This window comes from Bacillus sp. FSL W8-0629 (genome assembly GCF_038593225.1).
Classification (GTDB): Bacteria; Bacillota; Bacilli; order Bacillales; family Bacillaceae; genus Bacillus; species Bacillus altitudinis.
The window spans coordinates 890,001-908,047 of the sequence record NZ_CP151975.1; the positions used below are offsets into that span (position 1 = coordinate 890,001).

The window sequence follows — 18,047 nt, forward strand, 5'->3', positions numbered from 1 at the left end:
AAGCAGAGGGTCGGCGGTTCGAGCCCGTCATCCTCCACCATATCTTTTATATCGTCGCGGGGTGGAGCAGTTCGGTAGCTCGTCGGGCTCATAACCCGAAGGTCGCAGGTTCAAATCCTGCCCCCGCAACCAAATTTCTCTTTATTGGTCCGGTAGTTCAGTTGGTTAGAATGCCTGCCTGTCACGCAGGAGGTCGCGGGTTCGAGTCCCGTCCGGACCGCCATTTTTTAAAAAGAATACTTGGCTCGGTAGCTCAGTTGGTAGAGCAACGGACTGAAAATCCGTGTGTCGGCGGTTCGATTCCGTCCCGAGCCACCACTATTTGCCGGTGTAGCTCAATTGGTAGAGCAACTGACTTGTAATCAGTAGGTTGGGGGTTCAAGTCCTCTTGCCGGCACTGTTTTTCAAATGTGGAGGGGTAGCGAAGTGGCTAAACGCGGCGGACTGTAAATCCGCTCCCTCCGGGTTCGGCGGTTCGAATCCGCCCCCCTCCACCATTTTTATTTTCATAGGGGCATAGTTTAACGGTAGAACAGAGGTCTCCAAAACCTCCGGTGTGGGTTCGATTCCTACTGCCCCTGCCAATTATATGATTCATTACATCTATGGCGGTTGTGGCGAAGTGGTTAACGCACCAGATTGTGGCTCTGGCACTCGTGGGTTCGATTCCCATCAATCGCCCCATTTTATTATTGGGCTATAGCCAAGCGGTAAGGCAACGGACTTTGACTCCGTCATGCGTTGGTTCGAATCCAGCTAGCCCAGTTGATATGCGGAAGTAGTTCAGTGGTAGAACACCACCTTGCCAAGGTGGGGGTCGCGGGTTCGAATCCCGTCTTCCGCTCCAATTATGGCGGCATAGCCAAGTGGTAAGGCAGAGGTCTGCAAAACCTTTATCCCCGGTTCAAATCCGGGTGTCGCCTTTTTTGAAAAGACTGCCGGGGTGGTGGAATTGGCAGACACACAGGACTTAAAATCCTGCGGTAGGTGACTACCGTGCCGGTTCAAGTCCGGCCCTCGGCACCATTTTTTATTATTATAAGTTGCGCTCTTTAATGATCATGCCGGTGTGGCGGAATTGGCAGACGCGCACGACTCAAAATCGTGTTCCTCACGGAGTGCCGGTTCGACCCCGGCCACCGGTATTTTTAGATTAATTTATGCTAAGATTAATTATTCAAAAAAGCTCATGAATCCTTTATCTTAAAGGATTTTTGAGCTTTTTATTTTTTTGAACTATACGATAGAAACCGATAGAATTTCAAATCATTTTACACATTTTTTACACAATCATATTCTCGAAAGTATTAATTGTTCCAAGCTCGTCTTTTTCTCGTAACTCTTTAATGACGTGAGTGTATGCCCTTAACTTTGTATCAATGTCACCATGTCCAAGTCTTTCACTTACATAATAAATTGAAACTTTTTTATACAACAATAAGCTGGCATGAGTATGCCGTAATCCGTGCATGGTAATTGGATCTATCCGAAGATCAGTTAATATATTTCTTAACAGCTTATTTGCATTAGTATTGCTGATTACTTTGTATTTGGAAGATGGGCTATAAAAGACTAACTGATGAATATTAGTAGGAATACTTTTAAATAGCTCTTTAAAATGTCCCATGGTCTTGCCATCCATTTTAATTGTTCGATTTGATTGCTCATTTTTTGTTGGACCAAACCCTTCAGGATGTCTTTTCAAATAGCCCCAAGTTTTATTGATTTTGATTGTATTATTAACAAAATCAAAATCGTTTCTCGTTAACCCTACAAGCTCTCCAAAGCGCATTCCTGATGTTAAACCTAGTAAAAGTAAGGAATAACCCAATCCTTTTTCAAGACGCTTCCAGATCTCTTTTAACAACAATTCACTTTCTTTCTAGTGTAAGTACTTTTCATCAGGTTTTTTAGCAAGCGTTGTAAAGGTTATTTTAGCATTTCTTGTAAAGTCACGATGTATGATTTGTTCATCCACTGCATCCTTCACACAAGCACGGATATGGGTATTGACCTTTTCAACGGTTTCCTTAGCTTTATTAGAACCGAATTCATTGATAAACATCTGATAATCATATCTAGTGATTTCCTGCAATGGTTTACTGCCGAAAAATGTTCTTATTGCCCTAGATGTGTATTCATAATGCATACGAGTAGTAACACTTATATTTGTCTTATAAAGATTCACCCATTTGTCAAAATACTCATCTATTGGAACTGGAGTTAGGTGCGGAAGCAAACCTTAGCTTAGTTTTGATTCTATTTCTGCAGCTGCTATTTGAGCTTCTTTCTTTGTGCGAAATCCTCCTTTACGAATAGATTTTGATTTTCCATTTACAGTACGACTGACGGTAAACTGATATGTTTTACCTCTCTTTTGAATGCTAGCCATATTATCCCCTCACTTTTAAAATAGGGGTAGACAGCCGAAATAGGTTACCCCTATCTTAACAAGTCTTATTTAAATTTTGTAATTACACTGTATGAATAATTTTTAGCTGCTGAATATTTGTTGAAAATTCCTCTCCAAAAACTCAGCCATTTTTGTAGCTTGAAAACACCATGTTTGCCCCTTTGTTCTTGGATAATAGACAAACCCGCCATATTCCACATCAAGTAATGTTCCAAACTTTTTTGGATAAAGTATATTCTCTTTAATCCATTCATGTTTTCTATTAATTCTTACTTCAAGATCTCTGATAAAACGCTCAGGCGTCAAGTATAGGTAGATCAACTGCATTGTTGGACTATCGATAATATATTGGCGTACTGGGCGTTTTTTGTATGTAAAATTTGAAGGAGGACTAATTAAATGAAGAATATTTCACTAGCATTTTCTGATGCGGAATCGACAGAAAGAATGGAGCAAGTTCAAAGAACAAGGCAAAAGTGGATTGAAGAAGGTGAGCAGCTTTTAAAGTGGCGAGAAAAGTTAGGGTTATCAAGAGCATTTATTGCTCTCGAGTAACGGGAGTGAACTATGGAAGAATAACCAGGATAGAGTTTGGGGAACCAGTCAAAGAAGCAAAGTTAATAAGGCAGGTATATAAATTGACATTAGAAAAAGTAGAAATACTAGAAATACTAAGAGCGATGGATAGAGATAGAGTATTAAAAAGAACTGGAATCATATCATCTTTATATTCTCTTAACTAGGTCAGGGGGCTAATCAATCACTGAGCGTCAATAATGATTAGTCCTCTCTGAAACTGATATTAGTTCTAATTACATTTAAACTAGGTGTAAGGGAAGGAATTTGTATCGTTTTATAAAAACGAAGAGAACGTGATAAAATCAAGGCTTTTATAAGGGAATAAATTAAACGATAAAAGTCTTGACAATCAAGGGATTAGGAACCGTTGATTTCTCAATGTCCTGAAAAATTATAACACGTGGATTTCCAAAGGATGTTTAATAAAGCAAAATCAGCGGTAATACTATTTGTTTACGCATTTTTCAACAAAATATGTGATATAGCTCAAAAATCCGAGTAATAAAAGTAGTTGTGGGAGGAGTATGTAGTTTTCTATTCTATTACTTTTTCATCGATCATATTTCATATGTCTGTCAAATGTTTTTTTGAACTCAGATATAGCCTCACGGGCAATATTCAATAGACCCTTAGCAAAAGCAAAGTGTGTTTTTACAAGTTTACTTTCTTTTGTGTATTTCTACACGTCAATAGGTAAATCTTTTAAAAAATTAAATTTGATATAATGGATCAGGATATATTTGGGTATTATAACCAGAAATATTAAAAAGTAGGTGTTTATTGTTGTCCGAGTTTAAAATAAAAATATCTAATTTTAGATCTATTTTCAACCTTACAGTGGATTGTAAAAACGGGGAACTTTTAATAGTTTGCGGTCCTAATAACATTGTAAAAACAAATTTTTTAAGAGCGCTTGATTTATTCTTTTATTTAGATAAAGATAAGTTCAATCATGAAATTGATATTCCATACCACATTGCGGAGGGTTCTTACGGAGGCGGTAGTAAGTCCCAAATTACTGTGGAATTCGGTAATCAATCTGGGGATATTTATACTATTACAACTAAGTATTCCAGAAGTAGAAGTGAGAACATTTTTCAAATGAATGGGAAAAAAATACGACAGAACTCAGTATTGTTGAAATAAAAGGTTTTTTATCAAATTTTAAATTTACTTATATTCAATCAAATAATATAGATTTACCTAGTCTTATAGCTACATATTTTACTGATGAAATTTTACCTGGTTTGGACAGGCTCCGGAGAAGACAGACAGAGCTATTAACATCATTAAATGAATTTATGTTAAAATCCAAACAATTGGAGCGTTATTTAGTGATCAACCATATGAAGCAGTCCAAAATTAAGCCGCTTGTACATCAATAGGAAAAGCAACCATTAAATGGTTGTATAAAATTTTAAGGTATTTAAAAGATTTGGAAATACCAATGATGTCTTCATAACATTCACTTAGGCTATTGGTGGCAAGGACAATAAGCGATTAAAATCTCCAAAAGAAAATAGAGAAGTTTGCACAAGGATTAGGAACATTTTCCTTTACATATTGACCAATTGAAAAAGAATATTGTGAATAATGGTCAGAACAATTTGTAAAAAACAGATAGCTTCGAAATGTCTTGGAGGGAGAACTATGTCAATAGATATGGAAAGTTTAGTAAAAGGCGAAAAATATAATCGTGATGCGCTAGCTTCATTATGGGGTTACAAAAAACGCCAAGCGATAAGCCGTGGCATTGTTACACCAGCAAATCAGAAAATAATTATTTTATTTGTAACTAAAATAAAGCAAAAATCCGATACTCAGTATCAGGATTACTTTATTGAAGAAGGCTTGTTGCATTTGGAAGGAGAAACAAGCCATACGAATGATGAAAGGCTTATTAATGCTGGATCCCAGAATGATTCTATTTATTTATTTTACAGAGAAATACATCATACCCCATTTATCTATTATGGTAGGGTATTTTTAGTTGACTATAAAGTTTATGCTGATAAGCCCTCAATTTTTATTTTATCAACAACCAAAAGTATGGCAGTAGGCGCTAGGGCTTACGCAACTGAAATGAACAAGACAAGTTTGATTGAAGATGATTTTATACCTGACCAGGAAGGCGCAAAAAGAGTCAAAACACATGTAAGTTATGAAAGGAGTTTAAAAAACCGAGCAAAGGCAATCGAAATACATGGGACGGTTTGCAAAGCATGTGGTTTTGACTTTAATTTGTTTTACGGAAGAGATTTGGCTTTCCATTTTATCGAAATCCATCATGTAATCCAACTTTCGGAACTTCGGGAGGGAACAAGTATTAATCCTGAAACTGATTTGGTTCCTCTATGTTCAAACTGCCACAGTATGATTCATCGTAAAAGGGAAAGTACCCTGTCGGTAGAAGAGCTAACAATGGCGATTGAAAAAAGAAGGAAGCAAGTGCTATTAAAATTATAAAAGACCTAGTTGGAATTCCTTATCAAAGGGGTTCCATTTTTATCATGATAGATATTAATCATTTCTTCCTTTTTAGAGACTCCAGCAGAAAAGATTTAGACTGAACGCAAATGATTTCGCTCAACTACAGAGAAATAGTGCAGATCCGGTTATCTACTTCATAATTTCCTCCAATATACAATCATCTGAAAAAGTTGAAGGCATGACATGGTTAATAATTAAAATGATTTTTCTCCTAGAATACCAATTTCTTAAAGAATTGTAGTAAAATTATTATTATATGGCTAGGGCGTAATATTTGCACCGGGAAATAGTGCCCATTAGAAATAGAGGTGGGAAATCCTAATGGGCATAACTGTAACGATGCTCTTTAAATCCTTTAAAACTGGGAGAATTGGTGGCACTCAATGAAGCCATCATTGAAAATATGCCCGAACAAATAATAGATTTTAAAAAATAGAAAGAGAGGTTAATAATAATAGATATGAACCTGATAAATGTTATGAACGATTTTTCTTCCCCAAAGTATGATGAGCATCGAATGGCAGTCGAAAGGTTGCGTAAAAAAGGACGGGACTGGAATTTTATTAAATATTACGGCAAGCATGATGTAGAGGGGCTAAAATATAAACTTGAATTATTACAAGAAGCCGATCAGATTCCCGAAGATTTGAATGCACAAATGTGGATGGCGATCGTAGATTTTTTGCGTGAGGCAGAAGAGCGAGAACAGTTGATTGAAGAGAAAATTGCCAATAATCGTATTTTAAGTCGTCGGATAGATAATGATTTGACGATTCCTACTAGCGCTGCAAGTAGCTGGATATTATATAAGAACAAGTTAATCCAACAACGTTGGACTGATGAATCGATAAAAGATGTTGAAAATACAACAATCAGTATTTTAAGAAAGCTCCGGGTAGAGACAGAGAATCCGATAAAAGGTTTAACCATTGGTCATGTGCAGTCAGGTAAAACAGCAAGTATGGCTGCATTAATGGCAATGGCAGCTGATTGGGAGTTTAATTTATTCATCGTTTTATCCGGAACAATTGAAAATTTGCGTAAACAAACAGAAGAACGTCTCATGGATGACTTGAAAAATCCAGGAAATCTTTCTTGGGAACGTTTAAGTCAGCTTTCATTAAAGCCGGGTTCTTCCCATAAAGTCAGCAGTCTTTTATTGAATGAAAGGTCACGTGACCGTTACTTAAATGTATGCTTGAAAAATAAGACACGATTAAATGATTTAATTCAATGGTTAAAAGAAGATGGAAAAAAGCTTTCTCAAATGCGTATTTTGATTATTGATGATGAATCCGACCAAGGTGGAATAAATACAAATGATGTAAATGATTCCTTGGCGGAACGAACAGCATTGAATAAAGCAATTGTAGAACTCGTGAATATTCAAGCAAATGATGGTTCGAAACCATTGAGTATGAATTACGTCAGTTATACAGCTACACCTTATGCTAATTTTTTAAATGAAGCTTCACAAGAGTCCTTATACCCACGTGATTTTGTTGCTGTTCTAAATCCGGCGAAAGAATATTTTGGTGCCAAACAAATTTTTGGTTTAGACAATAATGAATATTATCGCGGGTTGCCAATTGTTCGTGAAATTACCATTAACGACCGTGATTTAGTAGTAGGTGGTATTCATAAAGGAGAGGAATCATATTTACCACAATCATTTGAAGATGCACTCCATTGGTTTTTATTAGCTACTTCCATTATGCGTTATCGTAAATATAAAAAGCCGATAAGTATGCTTGTCCATACGAGTCAAAAGCAAATACATCATCAAATTTTTGCTGATTTAATCAACTCGTATTTCAGAAGTACATCGAAAGCGCAAATTATTGAAAATTGTAAATTATTATATGAACAAGAGCAAAAAAAACTTACAAAAGAAGACTTTGAAATGGAGTTTGAAGTTTATCCAAATAAAGAGGATGTAAAAGATTATCCGCCATTTGAAAAAATTGAAGAAGAGCTAAAACGTTTAATCCGTCAATATCCTTCTCACATCAATGTGTTAGAAGATACAAAACGATTGGAATATCATGACGGATTACATTTATGCATCGATAACTGTGCAAATAATGGTATAACGGAAGATTTAGAGCATGTACGTTTAGTATATCCAGATCCAAAATCACCAAATTACCCTGCTCCAGCACCAGCATTTATTGTTATTGGTGGTAGTACATTATCGCGCGGTTTAACTATTGAGGGGTTAGTAAGCACATATTTCCTTCGTACGACCTCTCAGGCAGATACGTTACTTCAAATGGGGCGTTTCTTTGGTTATCGTAAAGGTTATGAAATGTTACCGCGTATTTGGCTAACAAAGGATACAGAAGCGAAATTTAGATTTATGGCTACCCTTGAGGAAGAATTACGTGAGGATATTGAAACATATATTTTAGAAGGTATGGATGCCAATGAATACGGACCAAAAATTAAAAACTCACCGAAAGTATCATGGTTGCGAATTACAGCAAAAAAACGTATGCAAAGTGCAGAGGAAATCGATTTGGACTTCTCTGGGACATCGAGTCAGACCATTGTATTTGATGATGATGCAGTTATTCAGAGACAAAATATCAATGTAACCGAACAATTTCTAAATTATTTAGGTTCGCCAAATGAAACACGGAATAATCGGGGTCTCTATTGGGTAGATGTGCCGTTCCAACAAATTATGGATGACTTTTTCCGTAAATTCACATTTAGTCAGAATAGTGAATTCTCTAATATTGAAACCTTTTTTAAATGGTATCAAAAGAAACAAACGGAAGCCGGTTTTACTAACTGGAATGTCGTTTTATCTAGCAGTGGTAAGTTAGATGATCTCACACATAAACAATGGATAGTCTGTGGTCGTGGTGTAGGGCTAGCTACACGTAGTCGTCGTGGATCGGCTACTGGCGAAAAAATTAATATTGGTGTGTTACGTACTCCATCTGATTTATATGCAGATATGACGAAAGAAATGTATGACTCTATTCCAGAGGAATTTAAGTTAACACAAGCTGGGAAAGCAAAGCGCGCACATATTGAAGATCAATTAGAAGAAATTGATCAAAAACAGCAAAAGAAAAGTGTTGTAAATGAAATACGTAAAGTTGCCGGTATTGGTTTAACACCTCAGCTACTTATATATCGTATTGATAAAGATTCAAAATTTGAAAAAAGACAAAGCCCAAATACAAAAGAAGCTGATAGACGTTATGACTTAAATGCTTCAGAAGATTTAATTGGTGTTAGTTTGTTTGTTCCGGGGTATCGTTCGGGCAAAAATTTAGCTACAAAATTGTCAATTCGAATTGAGAATCCAATGGGTGAGACTGAAACGGAAGAAGGAAATGAGTAATGCAAATTGAGATTGCAGAGATTGGGAAAATGTCCCAAACCGGCAGTTCATTATTAAAACTTATTCAGAATAACGATTTACCGATTTTAGATTTACTTGTCCGTGAAGCTGTGCAAAATAGTTTAGATGCGGGTATTCGTGTAGAAGGGCATGACTCTGTGTATGTGGACATTGGCATCAAGGATGTCAATGTCCCGAACTTTGCTAAACATTTGGATGGAATTACAGATCGATTAATCGAAAAGTATGGAGCCTCCCCACAAAAGGCGATTTATATTGAAGATGCCAATACAACCGGATTAACGGGTTCATTAGACTTTAAACGTTCACCAAATGGCAATATTTTTAAACTAATCTATGGGATTAGCATGGCACAAGAAACACCAGGTGCTGGCGGGTCTTGGGGATTAGGGAAAACTGTTTATTTCCGTATAGGCATTGGCTTAGTTGTTTACTATACACATATTTTAAATGACAATGGTTGTTACGAGCATCGTTTAGCTGTGACATTAGTAGAAAACGAGAAAATGCCGGATCCGATTATTCCAAGATCCGCCGGAAAAGTCCCGAGCGGAATTGCCTGGTGGGGACAACGGATATCATCTGATCAATATGATACTATTCCAATTACAGATCAAGTATTGATTCGAGATATTTTACAATCCTTATCTATTGAGCCGTTTGAGGGCGACCGTCTTGGTACAAAAATCATAATTCCATTTATTGATGAACAGCAGTTACTAATTAAGCACGAAATCAATCCAGATGAAAACAAGCCATGGGAATCAAATGTAGTCGATTATATACGAGTGGGAATGCAACGTTGGTATGCACCGCGCTTAGCTAATAAAAAATATTATTATGGAAAATATTTAGACGGGCATGTCAATGGAGAGAGGCTAGAAAAGGACGATTTTTTACCAGTATTCTTTGAGTTACAATTAATGTACAACGCAGCTGTACTCGGTGGTAATTCAAATCGTTATTTTATCAATGACATTCAAATTCGTAATTACTTTGAACACAATAAAGTAAATAACGCGGGGCGAGTAGCGTATAGGAAGTTCACGATGAAGGAGCTAGATATGCTAGCACCTTTAAATGGTCCGAGTCCATTTACATGTGTGAATAAGAAGAATCCGGATGTTGAGCAAAATGCTCCAATAATGGCTTATGCAAGAAGACCGGGAATGATTGTGAATTATGAAACAGATGGCGAATGGTGTAAAGGACTGGGTGCAACAGAAGAGAACGAATATTTAGTTGCTATTTTTGTGCCAAATTCCAATACGAAATTACTGAATCCAGAAAATGATGTCGTAGATTTAGAGGGCTATTTACGAAAAAGTGAGATGGCAGATCACACCACTTGGACAGACCTTATTATAAAAAGTAAACCGTTTGATATTGTTGAGAAAATTCGAGCACAAGCTCGCCGTAAAATCAAAGCGTCATTTGAAAATAAAAAAGAAGTGAAAGAAAAGCAATCTCTTAATAAACTAGCACGCAATGTTGGAAAGATGCTATTACCGCCGACCGGATTTGGACGTCGTGCTTCCAGTCGTAATCGAGCGGGCGGTCCGAAGTCCCCCACTATTAGAGGTAATCGTGGCAATAGTTTTACGATTGTATCACAAAAATATTTAGAAACTGGTACTTTAGAAGTTCATTTTCAATTGAAACTAGCAAAAAATGTTGCTGCTTTTACAATAGAGTTATATATTGCTTCCGAAGGTGGGAAAATCTCAGCAATGGATTGGGAATCAGTAGATAGTGTAGGGACACCATTCCCTGCACAAATTACGTACTATTCTTTCCCAAATACTATGGGTCTATTTGGGAGATCATCTGCTCAAAAAAGTGACAGCAAAGTGTTGCATGCTATACGTATTGAGAAAAGCGAAGTGCCAGTTGAATGTTCAGGTATATTAGTATTCACTTGTACTGACCCTCATGTGCAAGTCGAAATGTTGATGAAGCCAGAAGGAAGTGTAGACAATGGCTAATAAGATTAGCATGCATCGACTTTATGATGAGGCTATGGAAGAATTGTTAGATGTCTCGATAGATTTCCAGTTCTTTTACAGGGGTGAAGATGGTAGAGAATATGTCCTCAATCAAACTGAAGACTATGAATATAAAACATTGTTGAGTAATGAAGATGATAGCTGGGACTATGTAGAAAATGGTTTTGGGCTCTCAGGCAATTTAAAACTAGGATGTCCATCCAGTTTGTTTGGACCAACACAATTGATAAATAGTGATGCCGAGTTAGGGATTGCGATGCAATGGCTGTCAAAGCAATCTTCTCAGCGCGGTGTTATCCCGGTTGGAACCATTACAAGTACAACGCCGAATGGTTTGATTATACCTATTGATTATTATTTCCCAAACGATAAATTATTTGGCGAAGTATATATTTCAATTGTCATTTATTTAAAAAAAGCGAGCCGCAATGGAATGCATGGACAATCACAACTACCAGGTACGATCTTAGGGAAGTTAGTAGAATGGGCTATTATTTTAGATGGATCTGGTTCGACATTCCCGATTGTGCTTGTAAATGAACCGGATAAACCTTTATGGTATGTCGACTTCAATTATACCGAGCCTTTAGTTGAACCGTTTGACAAAGAATATATCGCGATTTATTTAAATAAAGCACATGTCGCATTCCCGTCGATTCAAAACCCGAAAACGAAGCTCGATCAAACATTATATGTGGAGTTTTTAGCAAGCGCCCTTCAGCTTATATTGCAAAACTTGATGGAATGTCCAGATTGGTACGATATTCAAGACGGGAGAAACTGCGAAGAAGGTTCTATTGGGCAAGTCATGCATTATTTTAAAACAACTCTGAATTGGGATTTCGATACGCCAGAAAAACTTGCGATGTCTCTTCGCAAAGATTTAGAGACAAGAGTAAAGACAGGTGAAATGTAGTGTGGGAAAGTGTGGTATATACAAAAGCACAAGCAAAATTTAAGTTTCAGCAAATTATGTCCGAACCGGAAAACTGTGCACCACGACAAGTCAAAGCGCCTTTTGATCATCTGCGTGAAATCATGATGAATGAAAAAAAAACATTTTTAATGGATGGAATGAAGAAAATTAATTCTTATGCATTTGATTTGCATATGGGATTGTTATTGTACCATGTACTAAAAAAATATTACCGCTTTAATGAGAGATTAGCGGCTCAAGATGAGATATGGCGTTATTTATCGTTAGAAGTATTTCCGGACTTAGTATACGAACGTTATGGGATGAATGATCAACGTTTTTTTAAAGGAACACGTCGTATTTGGCTGAAAGGTATTTGGTGGTATATTCATCTTTCTTGGCAAGGAACAGAGGAAGAAACGCTCGATACATTAAAAGATAATTCGTCGGATGAAATCCTACAGCTACTCGACCGTTCAGGCATCGGCGGTTATCGTTTGGAACTGACACGCGAAATTATGCGTCAGTATAAAATACATGCTAGTAGCAAAGTTCCACAATTATTTCGTCGTGTGTTGAAATTAAACACCGCAAGGTTAAATATGATTGAACCTAATTTAGTAGAAGGTGGCATAGAAACATACGTAACAGATTTGTATAATTATTTTTTTAATGATTTTTGCACAATTGGAGAAAAGAGTCCGGTATATGGAAACATTACAAAAAATTAGAGATAGGTTCGCTTATTTTCGAATATCTGCAAAACGTTCCATTGCGTTCAAAGAGCTTTATTATTGGATTATAAAAATTGATGGGATGCAAGGTGTTGCAATTGAAATCCCGACAGATAAATATGTAAATGAGCGGTTTGCCAGCATATCTTATTATACGAAGGAAATTGTAGTTGGCGGTGAAGAACGGCATTTATTAATGTTGCTATCTGATCATCCGAAGTTATACGATGATTTTGCAATTATTTGTTCCGGCTTTTTAGAGAAGATACTCTATGCAGAATCCTATCAAGAAATCAAACAGAATCCAATCTCATGGTGGCATTCGATGAAAGAACTGATGGGCAATGCCAATATTGAAAAGGCAACCTATAGTGTAATAGCAGAAATGCTAAGTTATTATCATTTGCTTAAAGAAGAAAGGGACGTTTCTTGGGTTGGACCATTTGGTGGTTCTATTGATTTTAATTGTAATGATGGTAGTTATGAGGTGAAATCGACTGTAGCACGATATGGTTCAAAAATTACAATTAATAGTCAATACCAGCTAAAAGCAAAATATTTGTTATTTTATCGTTTTGAGCCAGATGTACACGGCATTTCAATTCAGGATATGGTAACAAAATTAGTAGAATTGGGAGTAGAAAAATCGGAAATAGAACGTGCACTTGAAAAGCTAAAATATCCACTTGGCAGTGAGGTTCGAAGAAAATCATATCGCCTGCTCGAAGTAAAGAAATATGAAGTCGATGAAAGCTTCCCAAAAATCGTACCAGAAAGTTTTAAAGATGAACAGTTGCCAAAACATATTAGCGGACTCGTTTATACATTAGATTTAGATGGTTTGAATGGGGCAGTTATCGACTTGAAGGAATTCCAATAGAAATAGTGATGTTTTTTTAAAATGAACATCAAGGACGTAATTTCAACGCTCCAGAGAAAGCAAAGAAGGTTTTGCCAAGATAACTCAATTCAGAAAGCGCCTCTTCAGAGGCGCTTTTAAAATTAATTCGAGTAAGGAGTGGGTGAAAAATCAAACAGACCACTTTTTCCGGTTATTAAACAAAGGGAGTTTATCATTCACACTTACTTTGGTGGTAAGTTGTTTTTTTTCATTCCGGTTCGAAAGAAAAACCCACCCAAATAATTAGTGAAAAGTGACGATAATCCTCCTATATACTGAGAATATGAGGTCTCAAAAATAACTGTAACACATATATGTTAAGGTTAGTTTTTTGCATATAAAGTTGATGTAAATACCGGGAAAAGAATTATTATACTAATACTTAATCGCTGTTCCGGAGAACAAAGCAACGCCAATCTGCCCACCGTAAACGCCAGCCAGTCATAGTAATGGCATACGCGCCAATACTCGTCTTTCTTTACACTCCAAAATCCATGAAATAGGTTTCATTATCAATTTTATAGACTCTCACACTTGTTCTTCCGTAAGCGATGACATCCTGTGCGTCTACTCTCCCGCCGAAAGGAACACCAATCCGGTTACGGAAATACCTTCCCATGAGGCTGTTGTTTTCATGGGTATGTATGGCTTTTCGGTTGGCCTGAGCCATAACGCACATCAGCCGCTCTCCATCATCTGTAACTATAGTAAACTCCTGCTCAAGCGGAGGGAAGAAGTCAGGGTCTGCGGCGTGAATTGTGGATGAAACGGGAATGTACGCCTGATTCCGTTCTCTTCCTTCGCGTTGCCCCCAGTTAAGCCCGCTTCTTTCATGGATGGCAGTATCGTTATTCAGAAGTAGAGGTAGATCCACATACGGCAGATGATGCAGATGACGGTAATCCCTTCGGTCCGATCCGTAAGTTTTCTGCTGAATGGTAACAATTCTTTCATGATTTCTTATTGTCCGCCTGATAAACATATCATGGAATCTGATATGTTGTTCAATTGTCGGGTCGGTGCAGCTTAGGCAATCAGGAACATCAAACACTTCTTCAATATTGTCATGATTCGCTTCTACAATAAGTTCCGTTTGGTCTCTGAATCCTCCCCAAGAGAAGTTCGCCGAGCCGACGTATGTCATGGAGTCCTGAAATAAGCCTCCATTATGCCAATGGTAGATTTTATTGTGAACAGGAGGCAGGCTTGTTTTATAACTGATGCTAATCCGAGGATTTTCGTTCATGATTTGCTGATAGCGTTCATGATCCCAACGTCTAATTCCATCTTGTTTGCTCATTCCGATAATAAGTTCAATTTCAATCTCAGGGTATCTGTTCAAAATGTGATACAAAAAAGCGCTGGATGCATACCCGGAGAGGATTCGCAGTTTACGGTAGCCCCGTTCGTAAGGAACGCGAAAAACACGCTCTTCCAAATTATTGATAAGGTACATTTTATTTCCCCCAATTCTATTAAATTACACTATTAATTTAATAATAATTAAATTTGGTTAGCATGTCATCTATTAAAATGGGAATCCATTCCTTTGTATCAGAAACTTTTTTTGATAGAGTAGGTAGTGTATAATAATATTTACGACAAATACTACAAACGTAGGAGAGTTATAGAATGATTTTCGAAAAGGAGAACTGTTCTGCGGTCCGGGCGGATTATCGCTCGGAGCAAAAGAAGCAGTTGTATTAGATGAAAATGGACAAGTTGTTTTAGACGAAAACGGAGAAGAATATAAAGTAGTACATGCATGGGCGAATGATTTTCATGAAGATACATGCAAAACTTTCCGCCTTAATATCGTTGGTAATGATGAGGATACTGTAACTGTAAAGCATGGGGACGTAAAAGAACTTGATATTAAATCCCTTCCGCCCATCGATTTCTTCGCGTTCGGATTCCCATGCAACGATTTCAGTTTAGTGGGCGAAACCAAGGGACTTGATGGTAAATATGGCGGACTATACAGGTACGGAATAAAGTTATTGAATCACCATCAGCCAAGTGTGTTTGTAGCCGAAAATGTAGGCGGATTAGAAGGCGCCAATGAAGGAAAAGCATTCGTCCAAATCTTAAAAGCAATGGAAGAAGCAGGAGAGTTCGGCTTTAATATTACGCCTCATAAGTACCGCTTTGAGGAGTATGGCGTGCCGCAAGCGCGTCACCGCATTATAATCGTCGGCATTCGAAAAGATTTAGGGCTGAGATTTCTGGTTCCAAATGCTCCTTTTAAAAACAAGGAACAATGGATGATAGCAAAAGAAGCATTGGAAAGTGAGCCGATTGAAAAGGATGCCCTTAATCATGAATTCACAAACCATCACCCTAAGGTTGTGAAAATGCTGGATGAAATCCTTCCAGGGGATAACTGCTGGGTAGATTACCTCTCCCCGGAATTGCGGCTAAATGTGAAGGGCGCGAAAATGAGTAACATTTACAGACGTTTACACCCTGAGGAACCAGCATATACTGTTACAGGAAGCGGCGGAGGCGGAACACATATGTACCATTACGACGAGCCAAGAGCATAAACGAATCGAGAGAGGGCGCGTCTCCAGACTTTCCCGGACTGGTTCGAATTCATCGGTGTAAAAGAAAGTGTCAGAAGGCAAATCGGCATGGCGGTTCCTCCAAAGGGAGCGAAAGTGATTGTGGAAGCCATTTTAAAAACGTTCGCAAAAGTTCCATACGAAACGGAAGATGCCAAATGGGACGAAGAACATATTCAGGAGATGCTGGCATCAGGGGAAAACAAAAAGAAGAGGCGTTCCGGCAAAATCAAAAATAAAAAAGAAGCGCCGGAAGGTCAGACTGAACTCGAGTTGGAAGAAACAAAGGCATAAAGGAGCAAAAGCATGTTCTGTAAAGAATGCCACTTATAGAAGAATACTCTAAAGGTTAAAAGACAAAATCAGCTACCAGTGGCTTTGCGACGTTGAATGCCTTGAGTGCGGAAAGGTTTAAAATTCCCAGCCATATGATTTTTGGACAAACAATCAACAAAGCCAGAAACTTAAAAAAAGGAGATCGAAATTGATCTCCTTTTTTGTTAGTCATAGATTTTAATGTAATGTCCTTCATCTGCCAATTTTTCCGTATGTGCCACTTTAAAATCCTTTAATGCTTTTACTACATATTCGCCTAATTCTTCTGCGCTGGAACCGGTAACGACAACTTCCATATGCTGATATAATTCCTGAATAACTATTGCCAGGTCCTGTACCGTTCCGATTGTTTCCACTTTTTTTATAAGAATCCTCACTTTTTCTTGTTTTCTCCTGTTATTTTAACATCAATCATATTAGGGTGTGATATTTTTAAATTATCAATGAAGGAAATAATATCATTGATTGACTGGTTAAAATCTTCTTTCACCTGATGCTCCCATATTCTTTTTATTTGCCAACCTTTATCCAGATAGTAGGCGGTTACTTCCTTATCCCTTTTAACGTTCCGTTCCAATTTTTCCTAGTAATCCATATTGCTTTTCGGTATGTTTCCGTGTATGGGGCAAGCGTGCCAGAAGTAGCTATCAATAAAAATGACGACTTTATATTTTTTGATGGCAATGTCTGGTTTACCTTTGAGGTCTTTTACATTTCTTCTGAACCTTATACTCTTGCTCCATAATTGCTTCGTTATTTTATCTTCCAATTTTGAAACAGACTTAATTGCCTGCATGTTTTTTGTTCTATTTTCTTTCGAGATCCTGTCAGCCATTTGGATCACACCACCGTCATATAAAAGTTTATTGCTTGATGTGCCTTTTTAATAAAGGGTATCAAAAAACAAATCAAAAGTACAAAAAGGAGGAAGGTAAGGAGAAGTAAGATAAATAAATAGTTAGAAAATTTAAACGTATATCTACATATTCAAAATTTCCGGAGCTATTTGATTTGGACATACTAAATGGGAAAAGAGAAATTGTTATATCTGATGATTATGGTCAGCAAGATTTTGAGGCGATAACTTCCAAAATATGCTCTTTTACAAGGTCAAAATAAGCTTTAGAATTACCGTACATCCACTGCACTGTTGTCAGTGCTCGTCAACACAATTAAGCCATGGATAATATTTGATATGTAGAAATGTTCATAAAAAGTAAAGTTATGACATTTTTGTTAACGCTATGATAAATATTTAACGAAAGTAGAAAACAATCATGCTCTTTTAATATTTATAAATAAAAATCCTTTTACACAAGTTTTACACTTTAACCGAATAAAACCTTGTAATATCAATACTAATTAACCTATTTCGACCCCGACCACCGGTATTAATTAAAAGTTTCATGATTGGTTTTTACCATGAACCTAACGTTTCACCCTCGTGGTGAAACGTTTTTTTGTGGTTTAAATGAGTTATTTAGATGAAAATAGAATCCTATTAGAAGAGAATGAGCATGTACTACTTTTAACAGAATAAACTTTAGATGATTTGCAACATTTGGTACGATACATTTAACCATATTACGATACATTTAACCATATAAGGAAACAAAATGGAGTAGCGCATTCACATAAAACAATAAACTACCTTTGTGTAACTAAATGAATATTTGTGGGTACATACACATCTTTAGCTGGCATCATCATTGTGACCCAGTTTTGGGGG

General features: G+C 37.1%; 15 protein-coding genes, 13 tRNA genes and 2 pseudogenes (1 of these 30 only partly in view). 23 read left to right on the plus strand and 7 right to left on the minus strand.

The features are described from left to right. The 13 genes from NSQ17_RS04445 to NSQ17_RS04505 form a co-directional block, all read left to right on the plus strand. Positions 1-40 (plus strand) — tRNA-Val (locus NSQ17_RS04445); it begins 36 nt to the left of the window's first position. Between the two features lie 15 nt (positions 41-55). Next, positions 56-132, plus strand: a tRNA-Met gene (locus NSQ17_RS04450). Positions 133-146: 14 nt separating this feature from the next. Further along, a tRNA-Asp gene (locus tag NSQ17_RS04455) sits at positions 147-223 on the plus strand. Positions 224-242: 19 nt separating this feature from the next. Further along, a tRNA-Phe gene (locus NSQ17_RS04460) sits at positions 243-318 on the plus strand. Positions 319-324: 6 nt separating this feature from the next. Next, a tRNA-Thr gene (locus tag NSQ17_RS04465) sits at positions 325-397 on the plus strand. A 15-nt stretch (positions 398-412) separates the two neighbouring features. After that, positions 413-497, plus strand: a tRNA-Tyr gene (locus tag NSQ17_RS04470). A gap of 13 nt (positions 498-510) precedes the next feature. Then, a tRNA-Trp gene (locus tag NSQ17_RS04475) sits at positions 511-584 on the plus strand. Between the two features lie 24 nt (positions 585-608). Then, positions 609-684 (plus strand) — tRNA-His (locus NSQ17_RS04480). A 9-nt stretch (positions 685-693) separates the two neighbouring features. After that, positions 694-765 (plus strand) — tRNA-Gln (locus tag NSQ17_RS04485). Between the two features lie 7 nt (positions 766-772). Continuing rightward, positions 773-847: transfer RNA gene (locus NSQ17_RS04490), tRNA-Gly, on the plus strand. Positions 848-852: 5 nt separating this feature from the next. Continuing rightward, positions 853-923 (plus strand) — tRNA-Cys (locus NSQ17_RS04495). A gap of 14 nt (positions 924-937) precedes the next feature. Next, positions 938-1,026, plus strand: a tRNA-Leu gene (locus NSQ17_RS04500). A 37-nt stretch (positions 1,027-1,063) separates the two neighbouring features. Continuing rightward, positions 1,064-1,145: transfer RNA gene (locus NSQ17_RS04505), tRNA-Leu, on the plus strand. Positions 1,146-1,282: 137 nt separating this feature from the next. Here the strand turns inward: NSQ17_RS04505 and NSQ17_RS04510 are convergent. The 4 genes from NSQ17_RS04510 to NSQ17_RS04525 all read right to left on the minus strand — a co-directional run bounded on the left by NSQ17_RS04510 (position 1,283) and on the right by NSQ17_RS04525 (position 2,740). Further along, entirely contained in the window at positions 1,283-1,867 is a 585-nt protein-coding gene (locus NSQ17_RS04510) for a site-specific integrase (protein ID WP_306173727.1), read from the minus strand. A gap of 15 nt (positions 1,868-1,882) precedes the next feature. Next, entirely contained in the window at positions 1,883-2,239 is a 357-nt protein-coding gene (locus NSQ17_RS04515) for a phage integrase SAM-like domain-containing protein (protein WP_084231761.1), read from the minus strand. A 3-nt stretch (positions 2,240-2,242) separates the two neighbouring features. Further along, positions 2,243-2,392: an Arm DNA-binding domain-containing protein gene (locus NSQ17_RS04520; RefSeq protein WP_084231760.1), complete on the minus strand. Its 150-nt coding sequence runs from the start codon at positions 2,390-2,392 to the stop codon at positions 2,243-2,245. Between the two features lie 102 nt (positions 2,393-2,494). Then, the gene (locus NSQ17_RS04525; RefSeq protein ID WP_084231759.1) at positions 2,495-2,740 is read right to left on the minus strand and encodes a DUF771 domain-containing protein; all 246 of its coding nucleotides are present in this window, start codon (positions 2,738-2,740) and stop codon (positions 2,495-2,497) included. Between the two features lie 72 nt (positions 2,741-2,812). On the opposite strand from NSQ17_RS04525, the gene NSQ17_RS04530 reads away from it, so the two are divergent. From NSQ17_RS04530 to NSQ17_RS04565, 8 genes are all read left to right on the plus strand, one after another. Further along, on the plus strand, positions 2,813-2,968 hold the full coding sequence (locus NSQ17_RS04530) for a hypothetical protein (RefSeq protein ID WP_160282809.1): 156 nt from the start codon (positions 2,813-2,815) through the stop codon (positions 2,966-2,968). 807 nt (positions 2,969-3,775) lie between these two features. Continuing rightward, positions 3,776-4,138 (plus strand): ATP-binding protein, encoded by a 363-nt coding sequence (locus NSQ17_RS04535; protein ID WP_041507566.1) that lies wholly within the window; start codon positions 3,776-3,778, stop codon positions 4,136-4,138. Between the two features lie 504 nt (positions 4,139-4,642). Beyond that, positions 4,643-5,458, plus strand: a complete 816-nt coding sequence (locus tag NSQ17_RS04540) for a DUF3427 domain-containing protein (protein ID WP_052472196.1) — start codon at positions 4,643-4,645, stop codon at positions 5,456-5,458. Positions 5,459-6,014: 556 nt separating this feature from the next. Further along, on the plus strand, positions 6,015-8,840 hold the full coding sequence (locus NSQ17_RS04545) for a Z1 domain-containing protein (protein ID WP_160282807.1): 2,826 nt from the start codon (positions 6,015-6,017) through the stop codon (positions 8,838-8,840). Next, entirely contained in the window at positions 8,840-10,846 is a 2,007-nt protein-coding gene (locus tag NSQ17_RS04550; RefSeq protein ID WP_052472194.1) for a hypothetical protein, read from the plus strand. Before NSQ17_RS04545 ends, NSQ17_RS04550 begins: the two co-directional genes overlap by 1 nt. After that, positions 10,839-11,783 carry a hypothetical protein gene (locus NSQ17_RS04555; protein ID WP_041507565.1) on the plus strand — a complete coding sequence of 315 codons (945 nt, stop codon included), beginning with the start codon at positions 10,839-10,841 and terminating at the stop codon, positions 11,781-11,783. The genes NSQ17_RS04550 and NSQ17_RS04555 overlap by 8 nt, the downstream gene beginning before the upstream one ends. Then, positions 11,783-12,514 (plus strand): hypothetical protein, encoded by a 732-nt coding sequence (locus tag NSQ17_RS04560; RefSeq protein ID WP_052472193.1) that lies wholly within the window; start codon positions 11,783-11,785, stop codon positions 12,512-12,514. Before NSQ17_RS04555 ends, NSQ17_RS04560 begins: the two co-directional genes overlap by 1 nt. Continuing rightward, complete coding sequence (locus NSQ17_RS04565) at positions 12,492-13,397, plus strand: PD-(D/E)XK motif protein (RefSeq protein WP_041507564.1); 906 nt, start codon at positions 12,492-12,494, stop codon at positions 13,395-13,397. Before NSQ17_RS04560 ends, NSQ17_RS04565 begins: the two co-directional genes overlap by 23 nt. Positions 13,398-13,896: 499 nt before the next feature. Here the strand turns inward: NSQ17_RS04565 and NSQ17_RS04570 are convergent, their stop codons facing one another. Further along, on the minus strand, positions 13,897-14,874 hold the full coding sequence (locus tag NSQ17_RS04570) for a restriction endonuclease PLD domain-containing protein (RefSeq protein WP_052472192.1): 978 nt from the start codon (positions 14,872-14,874) through the stop codon (positions 13,897-13,899). A gap of 193 nt (positions 14,875-15,067) precedes the next feature. On the opposite strand from NSQ17_RS04570, the pseudogene dcm reads away from it, so the two are divergent. Next, positions 15,068-15,964 (plus strand): annotated as a pseudogene (dcm, locus tag NSQ17_RS04575) (DNA (cytosine-5-)-methyltransferase); the annotation flags it as partial. Between the two features lie 12 nt (positions 15,965-15,976). Then, a pseudogene (locus NSQ17_RS04580) lies at positions 15,977-16,276 on the plus strand (DNA cytosine methyltransferase); the annotation flags it as partial. Between the two features lie 206 nt (positions 16,277-16,482). On the opposite strand, the gene NSQ17_RS04585 reads toward NSQ17_RS04580, so the two are convergent. Both NSQ17_RS04585 and NSQ17_RS04590 read right to left on the minus strand, forming a co-directional pair. Beyond that, positions 16,483-16,695 carry a hypothetical protein gene (locus NSQ17_RS04585; RefSeq protein WP_041507563.1) on the minus strand — a complete coding sequence of 71 codons (213 nt, stop codon included), beginning with the start codon at positions 16,693-16,695 and terminating at the stop codon, positions 16,483-16,485. Between the two features lie 206 nt (positions 16,696-16,901). Next, on the minus strand, positions 16,902-17,153 hold the full coding sequence (locus NSQ17_RS04590; protein ID WP_310504001.1) for a hypothetical protein: 252 nt from the start codon (positions 17,151-17,153) through the stop codon (positions 16,902-16,904). Positions 17,154-18,047: the final 894 nt, after the last annotated feature.

What these genes read in the sequence shown, in the direction of transcription:
- NSQ17_RS04520 (WP_084231760.1), bottom strand. Translation starts at nt 2,392, where the DNA reads ATGGCTAGCATTCAAAAGAGAGGTAAAACATATCAGTTTACCGTCAGT.
- NSQ17_RS04525 (WP_084231759.1), bottom strand. Translation starts at nt 2,740, where the DNA reads ATGCAGTTGATCTACCTATACTTGACGCCTGAGCGTTTTATCAGAGAT.
- NSQ17_RS04530 (WP_160282809.1), top strand. Translation starts at nt 2,813, where the DNA reads ATGAAGAATATTTCACTAGCATTTTCTGATGCGGAATCGACAGAAAGA.
- NSQ17_RS04540 (WP_052472196.1), top strand. Translation starts at nt 4,643, where the DNA reads ATGTCAATAGATATGGAAAGTTTAGTAAAAGGCGAAAAATATAATCGT.
- NSQ17_RS04550 (WP_052472194.1), top strand. Translation starts at nt 8,840, where the DNA reads ATGCAAATTGAGATTGCAGAGATTGGGAAAATGTCCCAAACCGGCAGT.
- NSQ17_RS04555 (WP_041507565.1), top strand. Translation starts at nt 10,839, where the DNA reads ATGGCTAATAAGATTAGCATGCATCGACTTTATGATGAGGCTATGGAA.
- NSQ17_RS04565 (WP_041507564.1), top strand. Translation starts at nt 12,492, where the DNA reads ATGGAAACATTACAAAAAATTAGAGATAGGTTCGCTTATTTTCGAATA.
- NSQ17_RS04570 (WP_052472192.1), bottom strand. Translation starts at nt 14,874, where the DNA reads ATGTACCTTATCAATAATTTGGAAGAGCGTGTTTTTCGCGTTCCTTAC.
- NSQ17_RS04590 (WP_310504001.1), bottom strand. Translation starts at nt 17,153, where the DNA reads ATGGCTGACAGGATCTCGAAAGAAAATAGAACAAAAAACATGCAGGCA.